We start from the raw sequence: 19,264 nt of genomic DNA on the forward strand, positions 1-19,264 counted from the left end.
TGGAAAGACTTAACACGGAAGCCGCATGACTCAATCGCCTAGCCTATTTCAGCCTATTTATCGTTTAATGCAAGCGTCGCGTGAGCCTTCATTGGCCGTAACAGTAGGCTTAAACGATAACGATGCTTATTATGTTTGGGCTGATTTTCAATCTCATGTGGAGCAATTAACCTCTCGCTTACGTGGCGTCCCACAACAAAAATGGGCGATTTGCACTCAAGACAGTTACTGGTTTGCGGTGGCATTTATGGCGGCATGCCATGCTCAAAAGCACATCATCTTACCGGGCAATTTACAATCGGGTGCGTTGTTGGAATTATCCGATCATTTTGAGGCTTTACTGCATGATGAAGTGATTGATATTAATGCGTTCGCCGAACCATTGCTTCAATCCAGCATTAGTTTGCCCTTTAGTGACGCCAAACAAAAAACAGCTTACCCCTTTGAATTACTCGGCGACACTCCAATCACCTTGTTCACTTCAGGCTCTAGTGGCGCGCCTAAAGCCATCGAAAAAACATTAGTACTGCTTGATACCGAACTGGCGCAATTGGAGCAAACTTGGGGGCAAGAACTCAGCGGCGCTATTATTGCTAGCACCGTCTCCCACCAGCATATTTACGGTTTATTATTTCGGGTGTTATGGCCACTGGCGGCCGGTCGTGCCTTTTATCCATACGATTGGCAATACCCAGAACAAATGCAACAGCACGCCTCACCCAATACGGTATTAGCCAGCAGCCCAGCGCTATTAAAGCGAGTGACTAAAGGCGAAGTGAAATCCAATTATCGCGCTATCTTTTCATCCGGCGGTCCATTGGCTTTTGACGCTGCTCGCACTTGCTTTGAGCAATATAATCAATGGCCAAGAGAAGTACTTGGCAGTACTGAAACCGGCGGCATTTCGCATCGCCAACAAGTGAGTAATACCACACCTTGGCAAGCTTTTGATGCGATAAAAATAGAGCTTAACGCGGAAGGATGTTTACGGATTTTATCGCCACTGGTAGACAGTCAATCTTGGTATCAAACCGCCGATCAATGTGAATTATTAAACTCGCAACAGTTTGTCTTAAAAGGTCGCGCTGATCGTGTGGTTAAGATTGAAGAAAAACGTATCTCATTAACCGAGATCGAACGCCGCCTAAATCAACTTGACGAGGTAGCTGAAAGCGCAGTGATTGCCTTGCAAACCGAGCAACGCTTGATCACCGCTGCCGCTATTACGTTAACCACTGATGGCCTCGCCAAATTAACGCAATTAGGCAAAGGGAAGTTTTGGCTATATTTGCGCAGTGAGTTACATCAATGGATTGAACCGGTGGGCATTCCACGCCGCTTTAAAGTGGTCGATGAGATCCCGCTCAATACCCAAGGTAAACGCTTAATCAGTAATATTGAGACTCTATTTAGCGTGCCAACCTTAACCTCAGCGCCGAGCAAGGACAAACAAAATGAAGCGTAAACCTAGCATCCTCAGCCAGCAAATTAGCCAAACTCATCCGGCGCAAATTACCGCCATATTAGATTTACATGTCGAGGCTGAGATTGAAGATTTTAAAGGTCATTTTCCGGTTTATTCGTTATTACCCGGCGTCACTCAAGTCGATTGGGCGATCTATTTTGCTCAACAATTACTCGCCACGCCAAGTGACTTTAAAGGCATGGAAGTAATTAAGTTCCAACAGCCAATCTTAAAAGATAGCCAAGTGACGCTTACGCTAGATTGGCATAGTGATAAACAAAAATTGTATTTCTCATATACTTCGCCTGATACCGTTCACTCGGATACATCAACAAGTGAAAGCAGCCTCGTTACCCATTCATCGGGTCGTATTTTGTTAGGTTAATTTTACGTTTCATTTATGCTTAGGTTATTGCTTGTGTCACTTTAAAGGATTAAGGAAACGATTATCAGTATGAGCACATTTTCACCCTGCTTTTTGATCCCCTGTTATAACCACGGCCAAACGATGGCAGCGGTAGTGGCATCATTGCAGGTGTTTAATTTCCCAATTCTTATCGTCGATGATGGCAGTGATAACAACACCAAACAGGTGCTCGAGGCATTACAAACTCAACCTGACGTTCAACTGATCACGCTAGCAAAAAATCAAGGCAAAGGTGGCGCGGTGATGGCGGGTATGCGCCTGGCCCATCAGCAAGGCTTTAGTCATGCTCTGCAAATCGACGCCGATGGTCAGCATGATATTGAAGCGATACCAAGATTAATTGCCGCGTCGAAACAGCAACCGCTGCATTTGATTTCAGGCAAACCTGTCTATGATGATTCGGTGCCAAAATCGCGTTTATATGGCCGTTATGCCACTCATATCTGGGTATGGATTGAAACACTATCGCTGGAAATAAAAGACAGCATGTGTGGTTTTCGCTCCTACCCACTGGCGGTCACGATTAAAGTTATTGATCATTATTCGATTGGCTCGCGCATGGATTTTGACAGTGAAATATTAGTCAAATTGTATTGGGAAGGGATGCATTTTCACTTTATTGATACCCGCGTGTTTTACCCTGAAGGTGGCATTTCTCACTTTGATGCCTTGCATGACAATATTCGTATCAGCAAAATGCACACTCGTTTATTCTTTGGCATGTTGCCACGCATACCGAAATTAATTAAACGTCATTTCCCCTCTCAAGCCACAAATCCTGAGGCGCAACCAATCGCTTCTCAGCCACATTGGGCCAAAAGGAAAGAACGCGGCACTGTGATTGGGATTAAGTTATTGATGGCAGTGTATTCGCTATTTGGGCGACGATTTTTTACCGCTATTCTCAAGTTAGTGATGCGTTACTACCACCGTACTGGTAAGCAAGCTCGCCAAGCATCCGAGCAGTATTTACAACAAGTACAAGCCTATGCACAGCAACATGATCTCGCCGTAAATACGCCCGTTTCTAGCTATCAACATTTGCTTTCTTTTGGCCAAACGATGCTAGATAAATTAGCCGGTTGGCGCGGCGATATTAATACTGGCGATCTCACCGTACATGGGCAGCAACATTTTGATCAGGTGATCAACGCCAAACAAGGCATCGTCATTCTAGGCTCGCATTTAGGAAATTTAGAACTGTGCCGCGCATTAGGTCAATCGCGCAATAAAGTCACCATAAATGCTTTAGTCTTTACCGAGCATGCAGAGCGTTTTAACAATGTGATGAAGGCGGTCAATCCTGACTCTTCAATTCATCTTATTCAAGTCAATAGCATGGGGCCGGATACCGCCATTTTATTACAGCAAAAACTCGAACAAGGCGAATGGATTGTGATTGTTGGCGACCGTACTTCGACCACCAAAGAACAACGGGTAGTCTGGGCCGATTTCTTAGGCAAACCAGCCCCCTTTCCCCAAGGTCCGTTTTTGTTGGCCACCATACTTGCCGCGCCAGTGTATTTATTATTTGGCCTACGAGATGAAACTCATACCGGCAAAAGACCGCATTTTGATGTCTATTTCGAACCTTTTAATCAGCAAATCAAATTACCCCGCAAACAACGTACTCAAGCGATGCAAGCTTTAGTACAACAGTATGCCAATCGCTTACAGCACTTCACGCTACAAGCGCCTTTGCAGTGGTATAACTTTTTTAATTTTTGGCAATTAAGTGGCGAAGCGGAAAATAAAACCCGCTCATCATTTAATTCACCTAATCAATCTAACTCGAGTGAGCAGCATGACAACTCAGAATCTAAATAATCAAACGATTACCTTTGGCGCGCAGCGTCTGACCATTGAAGATGTGATGAACATTGCTCAAGGCAGCCAAGCGCAAATGAACCAGACCGATGCTTTCACCTGTAAGATAGACCGCAGCGTAGCGTTTCTTGAGCGTTTATTAAAAGAAGAAGGCGTGATCTATGGCGTGACCACAGGCTATGGTGATTCGTGCACCGTGGCGATCCCAATGAACTTGGTGGATGAACTGCCGCTGCACTTAACTCGTTTTCACGGCTGTGGCTTAGGTGAGCATTTAGATCAGCAACAAGCACGCGCAGTACTGGCTACTCGTTTGTGCTCGTTATCTCAAGGCATGTCTGGCGTGACCCATGATCTTCTTAACCAAATCGTTACTTTGATCAATCAAGGGATCACCCCAATGATCCCACAAGAAGGATCCGTCGGCGCCAGTGGCGATCTCACCCCGCTTTCTTATTTAGCCGCGGTACTGATCGGCGAGCGTGAAGTGTTATACCAAGGCAAAGTACGTCCAACCGCTGAGGTGTTTGCCGAGTTAAATATTCAACCGATCAAGCTCAAGCCCAAAGAAGGGTTAGCTTTAATGAACGGCACTTCGGTGATGACCGCATTGGCGTGTATAGCTTTTAAACGCGCGGAATATTTAGCTCAAATGGCAACTAAAATTACCGCAATGGTTTCGCTCGGTATGCAAGGTAATGACTTCCATTTTGATGAAGCCTTATTTGCGGTCAAGCCCCACCAAGGACAACAACAAATTGCGGCATGGTTGCGCTCAGATCTACAAGCAGAGCGCCCACCAAGCAACAGTGATCGTCTGCAAGATCGTTATTCTCTACGTTGCGCGCCGCATGTGATTGGCGTATTACAAGATACCCTACCGTGGTTGCGTCAGATGATCGAAAACGAACTTAACAGCGCTAACGATAATCCTATTATTGATGGTGATAACGAACGGGTGCTGCACGGTGGCCATTTCTATGGTGGTCATATTGCCATGGCGATGGATACCTTAAAAACTGCGGTCGCCAATATTGCTGATTTACTTGATCGTCAAATGGCGCAATTGATGGATTACAAATTCAATAACGGTTTACCTTTTAACTTAACTGGTGCAACTGGTGAGCGTAAACCGATTAATCATGGCTTTAAAGCGGTACAAATTGGCATTTCAGCGTGGACCGCAGAAGCGTTAAAAAATACCATGCCGGCCAGTGTGTTCTCGCGCTCAACCGAGTGTCACAATCAAGATAAAGTCAGCATGGGCACGATTTCTTCTCGTGATTGTTTACGCGTGTTGCAATTAACCGAACAAGTGACTTCAGCGTCTTTACTGGCTGCGACTCAAGCGATTGAACTGCGCAAACGCAATAATGAACTCGACCACCAGCATTTTAGCCCTGCGCTTAAAGCGATGATGGAAGCGGTACAAGCTGAGTTTGAATTTGTCGAAGAAGATCGACCTTTAGAAGCGGATTTACGCAAATTTGTCGCTAAGATCCAACAGCAACAATGGCCGTTATATTAATAGCATCGGAATTAAGTTGAACCGATTAAAAGCTCTATCTATGTTATCTATAGAGAAAAGTGTTAAAAGTGCATGGACGCTCTTTTCCAAGTGCCCATGGATAGTTTAAACGTCTTTTCGGAATGGATAATCTTGGTTAGACGCTTAACCAAGATTGGCATCACTAATGATTAAACCATCAATCGAACCCATCACTAATAATGAGTACGTTATGACTGAAAAAACTCTCTCTGCCAGCGTGATCATGACGCCTTCTTTTCAAGATGCCGATCCTATGGGCGTGGTGTATCACGGTAATTACTTTCGCTTTTTTGAAGAGGCGCGCCGAGTGATGCTCGATAAGATTGGTTATAACTATCGCGCCATGGAAGCCTCTGGTTATATGTGGCCGATTATTGATGTTAGAGTGAAATACATTAAGCCGATCCCATTTGATCTCAGCGTACGAGTTGAAGCGAAACTGACCGAGTGGGAGAACCGTTTAAAAGTGGATTATGTGATTTATAATGCCGAAAGCGGTGTTCGTCTCACCAAAGGCTACACTATGCAAGTAGCAGTCGATATGCAGAGCGAAGAAATGTGTTTCGCCTCTCCCAAAGCCTTTACCGACAAACTGGAGATCTGGCATGCGCAATAAGATCGGTTTATTACTGCAATCTGTACTGATCTTAATGATCAGTTTAATGACGATCCCCGCTCAGGCGATCACGCTTGATCAATTACAAACCAAACTGGCGCAACATCCAATTGTGCGAGGCGATTTTACTCAAACTCGCAGCATGAAGATGTTTGATGCGCCTTTAGAGTCAAGTGGTCAATTTTTACTGTCGGAGAAACAAGGTTTATGGTGGCAACAAAGCCAACCTTTTCCGGTCTCTTTAGTGCTGACACAAGATAAGCTTAGCCAAAAAATGGCCGATCAACCAGCTCAAGTGTTAGCCAAAAAAGATAACCCAATGGTGTTTTACTTTAGCCATATCTTTTTATCTTTATTCCAAGGCGACACCAAAACTCTAACCGAGCAATTCAAGTTAGATCTCAGCTCTAACGATAAGCATTGGACGTTAGTGCTCACCCCTAAAGCGGCGCCATTAAATAAGGTGTTCGCCAGCATTACGATTCAAGGCGGCGATTATATTGATTCGGTGTTATTACAAGAAGTTCGAGGTGATAAATCCGATATGCAATTTAGCCAACAAACCAATCAACCCAATGCCCTTAACCCCACAGAGCAAGACGCATTTCGTTTTTAATCACCTTTATTTTTAAACACTTTATACTTAGAGAGTAAATCAGTAATGGCGCATTGGAGCAATAAAAGCAAAACATTAGCACTCTCTTGGCTGGTCATGGTATTGCTGCTTTGTGTGGCACTGACGTGGCAACTTTCAAGGACCAGTAGCCCAATTGAAACCAATATCATGGCGTTGCTGCCAAAAGATAAGCAAGACCCAAGCTCTCAGTTTGCATTTGATAATATCGCCACCAGCATGAGCAATAAGGTGATCTTTTTAGTTGGCAGTCAAAATAAAAGCAATGCGATTGCGGCGGCATCAGAACTGACTAAAAAGCTGGATGATTTATCGTTATTTAGCCATATCCAAGGGAAAATGGGTCAAGACTCTCAACAAGCTTGGGGCAAGTTCTATTATCCAAATCGCTTTCAAATGCTGACATCGACCCAACGAAAACAATTACAAACCTCAAGCGCCAAGCAGACTCAGCATGTGATCCAAAGTGTCTACAATCCATTTTCTGGGGTTACCGGCGCAGAATTACAAAACGACCCATTTTTGTTATTTCGCGACTTTTTAACTCAATTATCAGCAAACTCTGGCAATTTTGTTCTTTCTAATGGCTTTTTAACCGCCCAATATCAAGGTAAAACCTACGCCCTGATCAATGCGGAATTAAAAGGCTCACCTTACGCGTTAGATTTGCAATCAAAACTGCCAGCCCTTAATGCGCTACAGCATCAAATAGAGCAAAGCTTCACTCCTGCTTCGAGCGAGAAAAATGCATCAAGCAAAGTTGAGATCCTGCACACAGGGGTGATCTTTTATGCCGCTCATGGAACCGAAAGTGCCAAAAGCGAAATCAGCACCATCGGGGTTGGCTCGCTAATTGGGATCATCTTGTTGATCTTATTTATTTACCGTAGCATAACTCCGCTCAATTTAGCTTTATTGTCGATCGCTTGTGGTTTGCTCAGTGCCTTTGTGGTGACGGTCAGCGTATTTGGCAAAGTGCATCTATTTAGTTTGGTATTTGGCGCGAGCTTAATTGGAGTCTCCATTGATTATGCCTTCCACTATTTAACCGACCGATTAGCGGCGGGTAAAAATTGGGATAGCCAACAAGGTTTACGCCATATTTTTATCTCGATCAGTTTTGGCTTGATCACCAGTTTGATTGGCTATTTAGGTATGTTAGTCGCGCCCTTCCCAGGGTTGCAACAATTGGCGTTGTTCTCGGCAGTTGGTTTATGCGCCGCGTATGCCTCGGTGGTGTGTTGGTATCCGATCTTAGCCTCGACACCTTCTAAAGTGTCCAAACTTCCGCTCACTCAAGCCATGTCGTGGTGGTTAGAGTTATGGCACAAGCGCAGCGTTCGGATTGGCTTGCCTTTAACTTTGTTTATTATGATAGCCCTCGGTTTATCACAAGCGACTTACAATGATGATATTCGCCAACTGCAAGCCTTGCCGGTGCAACTCAAACAACAAGAAAATAGCATTAAAGCGATCTCTGGTATCGAAAATGGCCAGCAAATGCTATTGGTTAAGGCTAAAAATGAACAAGCCCTACTGCAACGACTTGAACAAGTTTCCAAACAACTCGATGGTTTTGTGACTCAAGACAAACTGCAGGGTTATCAAAGTCTCACTCAGTATATTCCTTCGGCGCTGACCCAACATCAAAACTATCAATTGAGCCAACAACTTTACGCTCAACAAGGCGCGAAATTAAAACAAAGCTTAAAGCTACGCCAAAAGATTGAGTTTGATGCTCAATTTAAGCCCGTAACCGTCAACGATTTTCTGGCCTCACCGATCTCCGATCCGGTGCGTTTTATGTGGTTAGGTAAAATTGAAGGTCAACAATCGGCCGTGGTGCGCTTAACCGGATTAAAAGATGCCGCCTTTATTCAACGCTATGCCAATAGCCAATCGAATTTAACTTATCTGGATAAAACCGATGATATCTCGCACTTGTTTGGCTTGTATCGGGAACGAGTGGCAGAATTATTGGCGCTCGCCAGTGCGATTATTTTCATGGTGGTGGCGCTGCGTTATGGTGTCAAACAAGGTATTAAAATTATGATCCCGCCTTTAATTGCTGGCGGTGCTGGAATTGCGGTGACCGTTTTAACTGGCACGCCATTGAATTTATTTAACCTGCTGGCGTTGATTTTAATTTTAGGTATCGGGATCGACTACACCTTATTTTTTGCCGAGTACAGTCGAGCTAAGATCGCTTCAACCACGATAAGCCACTCGCAGCCACTGCATAGCACCTTACTGGCGATCAGTTTGTCTGGCTTAACCACATTATTATCATTTGGTTTATTAGCCTTGAGTGACACCCAAGCAATCCACAGTTTTGGTATTACCGTACTGTTTGGCATTATTGTTTGTTGGTTATTGGCACCACTCGCCATGAAGGTATCAGCGAGCAAAATAAGCTCATAAGGAAGAATACTGCATGCTAAAGCGAATAGATTCATATCATATTAAGGGCTTGTTGGTAACGGCTATATTGCTGCTATTAAGCGCTTGTACTGCTAATAGCGTTACCTCTTCCGACAAAGATCAAGCCAAAGTAGAGATCGCAAAAGATGTCTGGGTGACGCTACCAACCCCAAACCAATTAGGCTATGACTTAACCGCGAGCCAATTAATTTCTGTCACCTATCAAGATTCCAATAATCAGTTGCCAACTCAACTGCAAGTGTCGGATAACACGTTGGTATTAGCCGGATTCTCCTCTTGGGGCACGCGTATTCTCAGTTTGCAGTATGCCGACAATCAGATTGATTCACATGTGATGACCGGCCTTGGAAATACGCTGCCAAAACCGCAACAAGTGCTGTTTAATTTAATGATCACCTTGTGGCCAATTGAGGTGTGGCAACAACCGCTGTCGCAAGTGGGTTGGCGATTAACTCAAACTGATGATCCTTCTAGCCAAGGTAAGCAGCGCCAATTAATTGATGATAAAGGTCAGGTGGTGGCAGATATCCATTATCAAAACCAAAATGCCTTGAAAGGTGATATCACTTTTATAAATCCGTCATTAGGCTTCACCATTAAAATAAAAACCTTACAATACAAATAGCTTTGTTTGTTACACCAACCCGATTTTTAAAGGTAATGATTTTACATGTCTAAACCCATTTATATCCATGCTTGTGGCTCCCACTCAGCTTTAGGGCAACAAGCGGATCAGATCCATCATCGTCTAAGACAAGGCATATCACCGGATATGAAACTCAGTGATGAATGGCTTAATGATGGAAAATCAACCGTCGTCGGTTATGCCACAGGTGATCGTCCGACTATTGCAGATAACTTTGTGGATCAAAATACCGCCAATAATCGGTTAGCGTTATCAGCCTTATTAGCAATAAAACCCGATATTGATGCTGCAATTACACGTTATGGCGTCGATCGGATCGCAGTGGTGGTTGGCACGAGTACTTCAGGTATTGCCGATGGTGAACAAGCATTGCTCGCTCATCAACAAGAGCAACATTGGCCGAGCGACTATCATTATCATCAACAAGAGATCGCCAATACCAGTCAGTTTATCGCCGATTACTTTGATCTTTGTGGGCCGTGTTACACCATTTCGACCGCGTGCTCTTCCAGTGGTCGAGTGTTTATTTCAGCTAAACGATTATTGCTTTCTGGCTTAGTGGATGCGGTGATCGTCGGCGGTGCAGATACGCTGTGCAAGCTTACTCTCAATGGCTTTAATAGCTTAGAAGCCTTATCCAATACTTTGTGCCAACCTTTTGCCAGTGATAGGGATGGCATCAATATAGGTGAAGCTGCCGCCTTTATGTTGCTCTGTTTAGATAAGCCAACGTCAGACCTAAACCAACAACCGATCGCTTTATTAGGTGTGGGTGACAGTTCCGATGCGCATCATATTTCCGCGCCACATCCCGAGGGAAATGGCGCAGAACAAGCCATGCGTAAAGCATTAGCTGATGCCCATTTAGAGCCGCAGAATATCGGCTATATCAATGCTCACGGCACTGCAACCCCGCTTAACGATGCGATGGAATCTAAAGCAATTGCACGAGTATTTGGCGCTCAAGTGCCAGTCAGTTCAACCAAACCTTTAACTGGGCATACATTAGGCGCCGCCAGTGCGATTGAAGCGGCGATTTGTTGGCATATTTTACGTTATCAACTGCCGCTTCCGATTCAATCGAGTACTGCTGCTTATAAAGATTTAGGTATTCAATTAGCATCATCAAACTCCTTACTCTCATCGCACCCACAATCATCTTCTGCGATTTTAAGTAATTCTTTTGCCTTTGGTGGCAATAACGTCAGTCTTATTTTTGGGTACCCACATGATTGAATCAAGCATACCGCCTATTCACCAGTTGATCCCACATCAAGCGCCAATGATCTTAGTGGATCGTTTGATCGATGTCGGTGATGAACATATTGATACTCAAGTCGATATTCAATCTAACAACTTGTTTTTTGATCAACAATCCCAAACCGTTCCTGCTTATGTTGGAATCGAATTTATGGCGCAATCTATCGCGGCGTGGTCAGGTTATCAAGCATGGAAACAAGGGGCTACACCCTCGATTGGCTTCTTACTTGGATCGCGACGTTATCACAGCCAACAGGCGCACTTCCCATTGCACACGACTTTAGATATTCACGCAGAAAAAGTGATGGAGAATAATGGTATGGCGGTCTTTCAGTGCGAAATTAAATATCAAGGTGAGTCTGTCGCCAGTGCGCAATTAAATGCTTTTGTGCCATCTAAAACCCAATTACACGAAATGCTGGGGCAACCGGCAATATCGGATACCAAATAAAAGGAAAACTAATGACTCAACACGTTCTTGTGACCGGAGCCAGTAAAGGGATAGGCAAAGCGATTGCTACTCAACTGGCAAAAGATGGTTTTCATATCGCTATCCATTATATGTCGGATCAAAGCGGTGCTTTAGACACACAGGCTCAAATAGAACAAGCCGGTGGACAAGCTCATATTATTCAATTCGATATTAGTGATCGTGCACAAGCTCGCGCGAAACTTGAAGCGGATATTGAACAATATGGTGCTTATTATGGAGTCGTCAGCAATGCAGGCATAACCCGAGATACCGCTTTTCCCGCCATGATGGAAGATGAATGGGATAGTGTTATCCATACCAATTTAGACAGTTTCTATAACGTCCTGCACCCATGCGTGATGCCGATGGTGCAGAAACGCAGTGGTGGCCGAATTGTTACTATTGCCTCTGTTTCTGGCATTATGGGAAATCGAGGACAAACCAATTACAGCGCAGCCAAAGCCGGTGTGATTGGCGCAACAAAATCATTAGCCTTAGAGTTAGCTAAGCGAAAAATCACCGTAAACTGTGTCGCTCCAGGTTTGATCGATACCGGAATGGTGGATGAGCACGTAAAAGAACATGCCTTACCACAAGTGCCTTTACGCCGAATGGGGAAACCCGAAGAAGTGGCTGGGTTAGTCCGCTATTTAATGTCGGATAATGCTGCTTATATCACAAGACAAGTTATTTCAGTTAATGGAGGTTTAATATGAATCGTCGCGTTGTAGTAACTGGAATGTCTGGTGTGACCGCGTTTGGTAATAATTGGGCAACGATTTTACCCAAGCTTCAGGCGTGCGAAAATGCCGTCCAATTTATGCAAAGCTATGTGCAGTATGATGGCTTAAATACCAAACTTGCCGCGCCAATTGATAATTTTGAGTTGCCAAAGCACTACACTCGCAAGAAGATCCGCTCAATGGGTCGAGTTTCTCAAATGGCAACACTGGCCTCTGAACATGCTTTATTGCAAAGCGGCCTGATTAACGAAAATGGCGATAAGCACGATACGTTAACCAATGGTCAAGCTGGCGTGGCCTATGGTTCATCCACTGGTAGTACACCTGCCATTGCTGCCTTTGGGGTGATGTTGAACGAGAAATCAACCCGAGCCATCACTGCCACAACCTATGTACAAATGATGCCACACTCTGCTGCGGTTAATGTCGGGTTATTTTTTGGGCTGCGCGGACGAGTGATCCCGACCAGCAGTGCTTGCACATCTGGTAGCCAAGCGATTGGTTATTCTTATGAAGCGATTAAACACGGCTACCAAACGGTTATGGTGGCAGGCGGAGGTGAAGAGCTTTGCCCAACGGAGTCTGCGGTGTTTGATACTTTATTTGCCACCAGTTTACAAAATGAAGCACCGAAGACCACCCCTCGTCCTTACGATCAAAGCCGTGATGGGCTGGTTATTGGTGAAGGTGCAGGAACTTTAGTTCTTGAGGAATATGAACATGCTATTGCGCGTGGTGCGACTATTTATGCTGAAATCATAGGCTTTGCCAGCAACTGTGATGCCGCTCATGTGACTCAACCACAAATGGATAATATGCAACGTTGTATGGAATTAGCGTTAGAAGATGCCAATATTCCAGCCTCACAAATCGATTATATTTCCGCTCACGGCACCGCTACCGACCGTGGGGATATTGCCGAAAGTAATGCCACTGCCAATCTATTTGGAAATAAAACACCCATTAGCTCTCTTAAGAGTTACTTTGGTCATACGTTAGGAGCATGTGGTGCGGTCGAAGCTTGGTTAAGCCTTGAGATGATGCATGCAGGTTGGTTTAGCCCAACTCTAAACTTAAACAATGTCGATCCTCTTTGTGGTGATCTTGATTATATTAAAGGCAGCGGCAGAGAAATGCATTGCGATACTATCATGAGTAATAACTTTGCTTTTGGTGGCATCAATACGTCGATTATCTTTAAAAAGCATCAAGCTTAAAACTGCAATTTAATAAAAGCATAAAAATAAGCTCATAGATCGCCTTCTATGAGCTTTTTTAACCCCTAATTGTTTAAATAACGCTTAACACTTGACCCTAGAGTTACCTCCAAGGTTTATACTCTTTATAACTTAAAAATAGGGTTTCAAGATATGTATAAGATTGGCGAACTGGCAAAATTGTGTAATGTGAATAACGATACTCTGAGGTTTTACGAAAAATCAGCGTTATTGATCCCTTCCGCTCGAACTGATTCTGGTTATCGCTTATATACCGAGCAAGATAAACAAGCGCTTCAATTTATCCTACGCGCCAAAAAAATCGGCTTCAATCTTTCTGATATCAAAGAATTATTAGATATAGATGTCAATAAAGCCACCAATGCGTGCGCCGATGTTAAACAAGTTGTCGATCTCAAGTTACAACAAGTCGAACAAAAACTAGCTGAACTTCTTCATTTTCAACGCTCATTACAAACTCTATCGTCAGCTTGTTGTGGCGGCCCAAATAGCGCAGTGGATTGCACTATCTTGCAGGCATTAGAAACCAATACCGATGATGTAAAACCAGAAACACATCAGCACCATCAACATAACCGAGGAGCGTAAAATGAACTTCTTATCTCACTTTGTAGAATTATTTTTAGAGTCGGCACCTTGGTTGCTACTCGGTTTAATCACAGCAGGTATCATCAAAGTATTCATTCCAAGTACATGGCTTAATCGTCAACTTGGTGGTAGTGGCTTTAAAGCAATTGTAAAATCGGCTATTTTCGGTGCGCCATTACCTCTGTGTTCATGTGGCGTGATCCCAGCAGCAGTAGGTTTACGTAGAGCCGGAGCCTCTAAAGCTTCAACCACCTCATTTTTAGTTTCAACACCAGAAACCGGCGTCGATTCTATCGTGATATCTTATGTCTTATTAGGCCCATTTATGGCAATAATGCGTCCAATATCAGCAATTTTCAGTGCAATTTTGGCTGGAATATTAGTCGGTAGAGACGAGAAGAAGATTACGGTTTCATCAATATCATCCCCTTCAAAGCTAACACCTGCCTCATCATGTTGCAGCAATGCAGAAACTACTATTCTAAAACCAGATAGTGCCATGCTTAAACCCAATGGAATATTGAAAATAAAGCCATCGTGTTGTTCAAATAAAAAAACAACTTCTTGTGGTTCTTCATCCGATTCTGATACAGAAAAACCTAATACGTTAATAGGTAAGATCAAACTATCACTTACTTTTGCTTCAACAGACTTATTAAAAGATACCAGTGGGTGGTTATTGGTAGGGTTAGGCTTTGCAGCGTTAATTCAAGCTTATATGCCAGATGGTTTTTTAGAAGGCTGGGGCAGTGGTATTTTGGCTATGTTACTAATGGTTCTAATATCAATACCTATGTATATATGCGCCACCGCATCAACCCCTGTAGCTGCAGGACTATTATTAGCAGGAATATCACCTGGAGCAGTTTTAGTCTTTATGCTAGCTGGCCCGGCCAGTAATGTTGCTAGTTTAGGTATTGTAGCCAAAGAAATGGGAAAACGTGCACTCTTTGGTTACTTAGGTGGAGTACTCGGTGGTGCATTGATAATGGGGAGCTTTGTCGACTACTTAGTGACTCAATATGGCTTTCAAGTGACACCACAAATTGGGCCGGAGCATGAATTATTACCACATTGGCTGACGATTAGTTGCGGTGGAATACTCGCAATTCTAATCATATTTAACTGGAGTAAAGATATTTTCATCAACAAGCAACAGGCTCATAGCTAATTGTTAAGCTCTGGGGCTCTGGGGCTCTGAGCATTTTCTTGATGGGAAAAAACGAACTGAAATTGCTCAATATTTGAATCTATCAGCTTTTACACCATCTGAATTTAAGCTTGATCACCACTCGTTCCAGTATCCTAAGCAATCAGAAGAAACCCAAGAGAGTTTTAAAAAAATTCAAAATTGAAACGACCCTTAAGCTCCCTAGTCACGTTCATCTCGATGATGTATTGATCTGGTTTCAAGATAAAGCAATATTTGCTCAACGTCATATCACAACAACAATTTAGGCAGAGAAAGACTCTCGTCCAAGAGCAATTCAGCAGTAACTATTTGAATATTCGTATTTGTTTAGAGTTGTATGTATTACAACAGATGCACCGAAGCCATCGTGGCTCCTTTTAGCAATATGGATATCATGAGAAAACAACTTGAATTAATATCGTCGGTAACAACGCTATTCGGCAAACACTCACTTGTTATAGTGGACCCGGAAAGTTGACATCACAGTAATCTTGCAGATAATTTGGATAATGTGAGTATGCTTCATCCCACTTTATTCACCAGAATTAAATCCAATTGAGCCGGTATAGAGTTGGTTGCGTTAGAATGAAGTCGCAAACTGATGCTTTAATGTCTACGACAATATCATTAATAAACTTTGTTCAGCATTGAATATATTTAGTAGCACAAAAAGCAGAGTGAAATCACTCTGCTCTAGAGATTGGTGTCAATTGACCAGTTAATTATTTGAATTGGTATGATATTACTATAATACGAAAAAAGGCCTTAGCATTTCTGCTAAGGCCTTAATATGGCAGGGGTGGAGAGATTCGAACTCCCAACACGCGGATTTGGAATCCGCTGCTCTGCCAGTTGGAGCTACACCCCTAAAATCTAGTATAATTTACATCTATGAATAATGGCGGAGTGGACGGGACTCGAACCCGCGACCCCCGGCGTGACAGGCCGGTATTCTAACCAACTGAACTACCACTCCGCAGTGTCTATTCAGTATACTAAATCAAAGCCTGGCGATGTCCTACTCTCACATGGGGAAACCCCACACTACCATCGGCGCTATTGCGTTTCACTTCTGAGTTCGGCATGGAATCAGGTGGGTCCACAATGCTATGGTCGCCAAGCAATATTCTTTGTTAAGACGATTTCGTCTTAACTAATTCGGAAAGCTGTTTGTTATCTCTAACTAAATATCTGTTCTCACACTTCATTCAAGTATCTATCTGTATCTTCTATTAAATCCAACAACAAAACCCTTTAGGTGTTGTATGGTTAAGCCTCACGGGCAATTAGTACAGGTTAGCTCAATGCCTCGCAGCACTTACACACCCTGCCTATCAACGTTCTAGTCTCGAACAACCCTTTAGGACGCTTAAAGCGCCAGGGAAGACTCATCTCAGGGCTCGCTTCGTGCTTAGATGCTTTCAGCACTTATCGATTCCGAACTTAGCTACCGGGCAATGCCATTGGCATGACAACCCGAACACCAGTGGTTCGTCCACTCCGGTCCTCTCGTACTAGGAGCAGCCCCCTTCAATCTTCCAACGCCCACGGCAGATAGGGACCGAACTGTCTCACGACGTTCTAAACCCAGCTCGCGTACCACTTTAAATGGCGAACAGCCATACCCTTGGGACCGACTTCAGCCCCAGGATGTGATGAGCCGACATCGAGGTGCCAAACACCGCCGTCGATATGAACTCTTGGGCGGTATCAGCCTGTTATCCCCGGAGTACCTTTTATCCGTTGAGCGATGGCCCTTCCATTCAGAACCACCGGATCACTATGACCTGCTTTCGCACCTGCTCGAATTGTCATTCTCGCAGTCAAGCGGGCTTATGCCATTGCACTAACCACACGATGTCCAACCGTGTTTAGCCCACCTTCGTGCTCCTCCGTTACTCTTTGGGAGGAGACCGCCCCAGTCAAACTACCCACCAGGCACTGTCCACAATCCCGATTAGGGACCTATGTTAGAACATCAAAACTACAAGGGTGGTATTTCAAGGACGACTCCACATCATCTAGCGACAATGCTTCAAAGTCTCCCACCTATCCTACACATGTAGGTTCAATGTTCAGTGCCAAGCTGTAGTAAAGGTTCACGGGGTCTTTCCGTCTAGCCGCGGGTACACTGCATCTTCACAGCGATTTCAATTTCACTGAGTCTCGGGTGGAGACAGCGTGGCCATCATTACGCCATTCGTGCAGGTCGGAACTTACCCGACAAGGAATTTCGCTACCTTAGGACCGTTATAGTTACGGCCGCCGTTTACCGGGGCTTCGATCAAGAGCTTCGACCGAAGTCTAACCCCATCAATTAACCTTCCGGCACCGGGCAGGCGTCACACCGTATACGTCATCTTACGATTTTGCACAGTGCTGTGTTTTTAATAAACAGTTGCAGCCACCTGGTATCTGCGACTCCCGTCAGCTTAGAGAGCAAGTCTCATCACCAACAGGAGCGTACCTTCTCCCGAAGTTACGGTACCATTTTGCCTAGTTCCTTCACCCGAGTTCTCTCAAGCGCCTTGGTATTCTCTACCCGACCACCTGTGTCGGTTTGGGGTACGATTATCTGTTTAGAGTTTCTGAAGCTTAGAGCTTTTCCTGGAAGCATGGCATCAATGACTTCATCACCGTAGTGACTCGACATCGTGTCTCAGCCTAACAATTTCCCGGATTTACCTAAGAAATTAGCCTACGCACTTGAACCTGGACAACCATCGCCAGGCCCACCTAGCCTTCTCCGTCCCCCCATCGCATTTATAAGAAGTACGGGAATATTAACCCGTTTCCCATCGACTACGCTTTTCAGCCTCGCCTTAGGGGTCGACTTACCCTGCCCCGATTAACGTTGGACAGGAACCCTTGGTCTTCCGGCGAGGGAGTTTTTCACTCCCTTTATCGTTACTCATGTCAGCATTCGCACTTCTGATACCTCCAGCAAACTTCTCAGTTCACCTTCAACGGCTTACAGAACGCTCCCCTACCCAGCATAATAAATTATGCTGCCGCAGCTTCGGTGTATAGCTTAGCCCCGTTACATCTTCCGCGCAGGCCGACTCGACCAGTGAGCTATTACGCTTTCTTTAAATGATGGCTGCTTCTAAGCCAACATCCTGGCTGTCTGAGCCTTCCCACATCGTTTCCCACTTAGCTATACTTTGGGACCTTAGCTGGCGGTCTGGGTTGTTTCCCTCTCCACGACGGACGTTAGCACCCGCCGTGTGTCTCCCGGATATTACTTACTGGTATTCGGAGTTTGCAAAGGGTTGGTAAGTCGGGATGACCCCCTAGCCTTAACAGTGCTCTACCCCCAGTAGTATTCGTCCGAGGCGCTACCTAAATAGCTTTCGGGGAGAACCAGCTATCTCCAGGTTTGATTGGCCTTTCACCCCTAGCCACAAGTCATCCGCTAATTTTTCAACATTAGTCGGTTCGGTCCTCCAATTGATGTTACTCAATCTTCAACCTGCCCATGGCTAGATCACCTGGTTTCGGGTCTAATCCTAGCAACTATTCGCCCAGTTAAGACTCGGTTTCCCTACGGCTCCCCTAAACGGTTAACCTTGCTACTAAAATTAAGTCGCTGACCCATTATACAAAAGGTACGCAGTCACACCACGAAGGTGCTCCTACTGCTTGTACGTACACGGTTTCAGGTTCTATTTCACTCCCCTCACAGGGGTTCTTTTCGCCTTTCCCTCACGGTACTGGTTCACTATCGGTCAGTCAGGAGTATTTAGCCTTGGAGGATGGTCCCCCCATATTCAAACAGGATATCACGTGTCCCGCCTTACTCGTTTTCACTTAGTATGATGTGTCGGTTACGGGGCTATCACCCTGTATCGCGGCACTTTCCAGAGCCTTCACCTGCATCATATAAAGCTTAAGGGCTAATCCAATTTCGCTCGCCGCTACTTTCGGAATCTCGGTTGATTTCTCTTCCTCCGGGTACTTAGATGTTTCAGTTCCCCGGGTTCGCCTTATTAACCTATGTATTCAGTTAATAATACGTGCTTATGCACGTGGGTTTCCCCATTCGGAAATCGTAGACTCAAGTGGCTTTTACTGCCTTATCTACGCTTATCGCAAGTTAATACGTCCTTCATCGCCTCTGACTGCCTAGGCATCCACCGTGTACGCTTATTCACTTAACCATACA

14 protein-coding genes, 2 tRNA genes and 2 rRNA genes are annotated in these 19,264 nt (G+C 44.6%); 14 read left to right on the top strand and 4 right to left on the bottom strand.

Features of this window, described 5'->3' with window-relative positions; all coding sequences use genetic code 11:
- Window positions 1-25 precede the first annotated feature (25 nt).
- The 14 genes from GFB47_RS09950 (at window position 26) to GFB47_RS10015 (ending at window position 15,078) form a co-directional block, all read left to right on the top strand.
- Window positions 26-1,465: an AMP-binding protein gene (locus tag GFB47_RS09950; RefSeq protein ID WP_153447841.1), complete on the top strand. Its 1,440-nt coding sequence runs from the start codon at window positions 26-28 to the stop codon at window positions 1,463-1,465.
- Window positions 1,455-1,850: an ApeI family dehydratase gene (locus GFB47_RS09955; RefSeq protein ID WP_153447842.1), complete on the top strand. Its 396-nt coding sequence runs from the start codon at window positions 1,455-1,457 to the stop codon at window positions 1,848-1,850. Before GFB47_RS09950 ends, GFB47_RS09955 begins: the two co-directional genes overlap by 11 nt.
- Window positions 1,851-1,919: 69 nt before the next feature.
- Window positions 1,920-3,719, top strand: a complete 1,800-nt coding sequence (locus tag GFB47_RS09960; protein ID WP_153447843.1) for a glycosyltransferase family 2 protein — start codon at window positions 1,920-1,922, stop codon at window positions 3,717-3,719.
- Complete coding sequence (locus GFB47_RS09965) at window positions 3,697-5,247, top strand: HAL/PAL/TAL family ammonia-lyase (RefSeq protein WP_153447844.1); 1,551 nt, start codon at window positions 3,697-3,699, stop codon at window positions 5,245-5,247. Before GFB47_RS09960 ends, GFB47_RS09965 begins: the two co-directional genes overlap by 23 nt.
- 211 nt (window positions 5,248-5,458) lie before the next feature.
- Window positions 5,459-5,884, top strand: coding sequence for an acyl-CoA thioesterase (locus tag GFB47_RS09970; protein ID WP_153447845.1), 426 nt, complete (start codon window positions 5,459-5,461; stop codon window positions 5,882-5,884).
- Window positions 5,874-6,500: a LolA family protein gene (locus GFB47_RS09975; RefSeq protein WP_153447846.1), complete on the top strand. Its 627-nt coding sequence runs from the start codon at window positions 5,874-5,876 to the stop codon at window positions 6,498-6,500. The genes GFB47_RS09970 and GFB47_RS09975 overlap by 11 nt, the downstream gene beginning before the upstream one ends.
- Before the next feature lie 45 nt (window positions 6,501-6,545).
- Window positions 6,546-8,939 (top strand): MMPL family transporter, encoded by a 2,394-nt coding sequence (locus GFB47_RS09980; RefSeq protein ID WP_153447847.1) that lies wholly within the window; start codon window positions 6,546-6,548, stop codon window positions 8,937-8,939.
- A 13-nt stretch (window positions 8,940-8,952) separates the two neighbouring features.
- Window positions 8,953-9,585, top strand: coding sequence for a DUF3261 domain-containing protein (locus tag GFB47_RS09985; protein ID WP_153447848.1), 633 nt, complete (start codon window positions 8,953-8,955; stop codon window positions 9,583-9,585).
- Between the two features lie 45 nt (window positions 9,586-9,630).
- Complete coding sequence (locus tag GFB47_RS09990; protein ID WP_153447849.1) at window positions 9,631-10,842, top strand: beta-ketoacyl-[acyl-carrier-protein] synthase family protein; 1,212 nt, start codon at window positions 9,631-9,633, stop codon at window positions 10,840-10,842.
- Window positions 10,835-11,317 (top strand): hotdog family protein, encoded by a 483-nt coding sequence (locus GFB47_RS09995; protein ID WP_153447850.1) that lies wholly within the window; start codon window positions 10,835-10,837, stop codon window positions 11,315-11,317. The genes GFB47_RS09990 and GFB47_RS09995 overlap by 8 nt, the downstream gene beginning before the upstream one ends.
- Window positions 11,318-11,328: 11 nt before the next feature.
- Entirely contained in the window at window positions 11,329-12,054 is a 726-nt protein-coding gene (fabG, locus tag GFB47_RS10000) for a 3-oxoacyl-ACP reductase FabG (protein WP_153447851.1), read from the top strand.
- A complete protein-coding gene (locus GFB47_RS10005; RefSeq protein WP_153447852.1) occupies window positions 12,051-13,298 on the top strand; it encodes a beta-ketoacyl-ACP synthase in 1,248 nt (415 codons plus the stop codon). The genes fabG and GFB47_RS10005 overlap by 4 nt, the downstream gene beginning before the upstream one ends.
- Window positions 13,299-13,451: 153 nt before the next feature.
- A complete protein-coding gene (gene zntR, locus GFB47_RS10010) occupies window positions 13,452-13,907 on the top strand; it encodes a Zn(2+)-responsive transcriptional regulator (protein WP_153447853.1) in 456 nt (151 codons plus the stop codon).
- Window position 13,908: 1 nt separating this feature from the next.
- A complete protein-coding gene (locus GFB47_RS10015) occupies window positions 13,909-15,078 on the top strand; it encodes an SO_0444 family Cu/Zn efflux transporter (RefSeq protein ID WP_153447854.1) in 1,170 nt (389 codons plus the stop codon).
- 812 nt (window positions 15,079-15,890) lie between these two features.
- On the opposite strand, the gene GFB47_RS10020 is transcribed toward GFB47_RS10015, so the two are convergent.
- From GFB47_RS10020 to GFB47_RS10035, 4 genes are all read right to left on the bottom strand, one after another.
- Window positions 15,891-15,967: transfer RNA gene (locus GFB47_RS10020), tRNA-Trp, on the bottom strand.
- A 31-nt stretch (window positions 15,968-15,998) separates the two neighbouring features.
- A tRNA-Asp gene (locus tag GFB47_RS10025) sits at window positions 15,999-16,075 on the bottom strand.
- Window positions 16,076-16,104: 29 nt separating this feature from the next.
- Window positions 16,105-16,220, bottom strand: a 5S ribosomal RNA gene (rrf, locus tag GFB47_RS10030).
- A 144-nt stretch (window positions 16,221-16,364) separates the two neighbouring features.
- Window positions 16,365-19,259, bottom strand: a 23S ribosomal RNA gene (locus GFB47_RS10035).
- Between the last annotated feature and the right edge of the window lie 5 nt (window positions 19,260-19,264).

It is taken from the genome of Vibrio algicola, from assembly GCF_009601765.2.
Classification (GTDB): Bacteria; Pseudomonadota; Gammaproteobacteria; order Enterobacterales; family Vibrionaceae; genus Vibrio; species Vibrio algicola.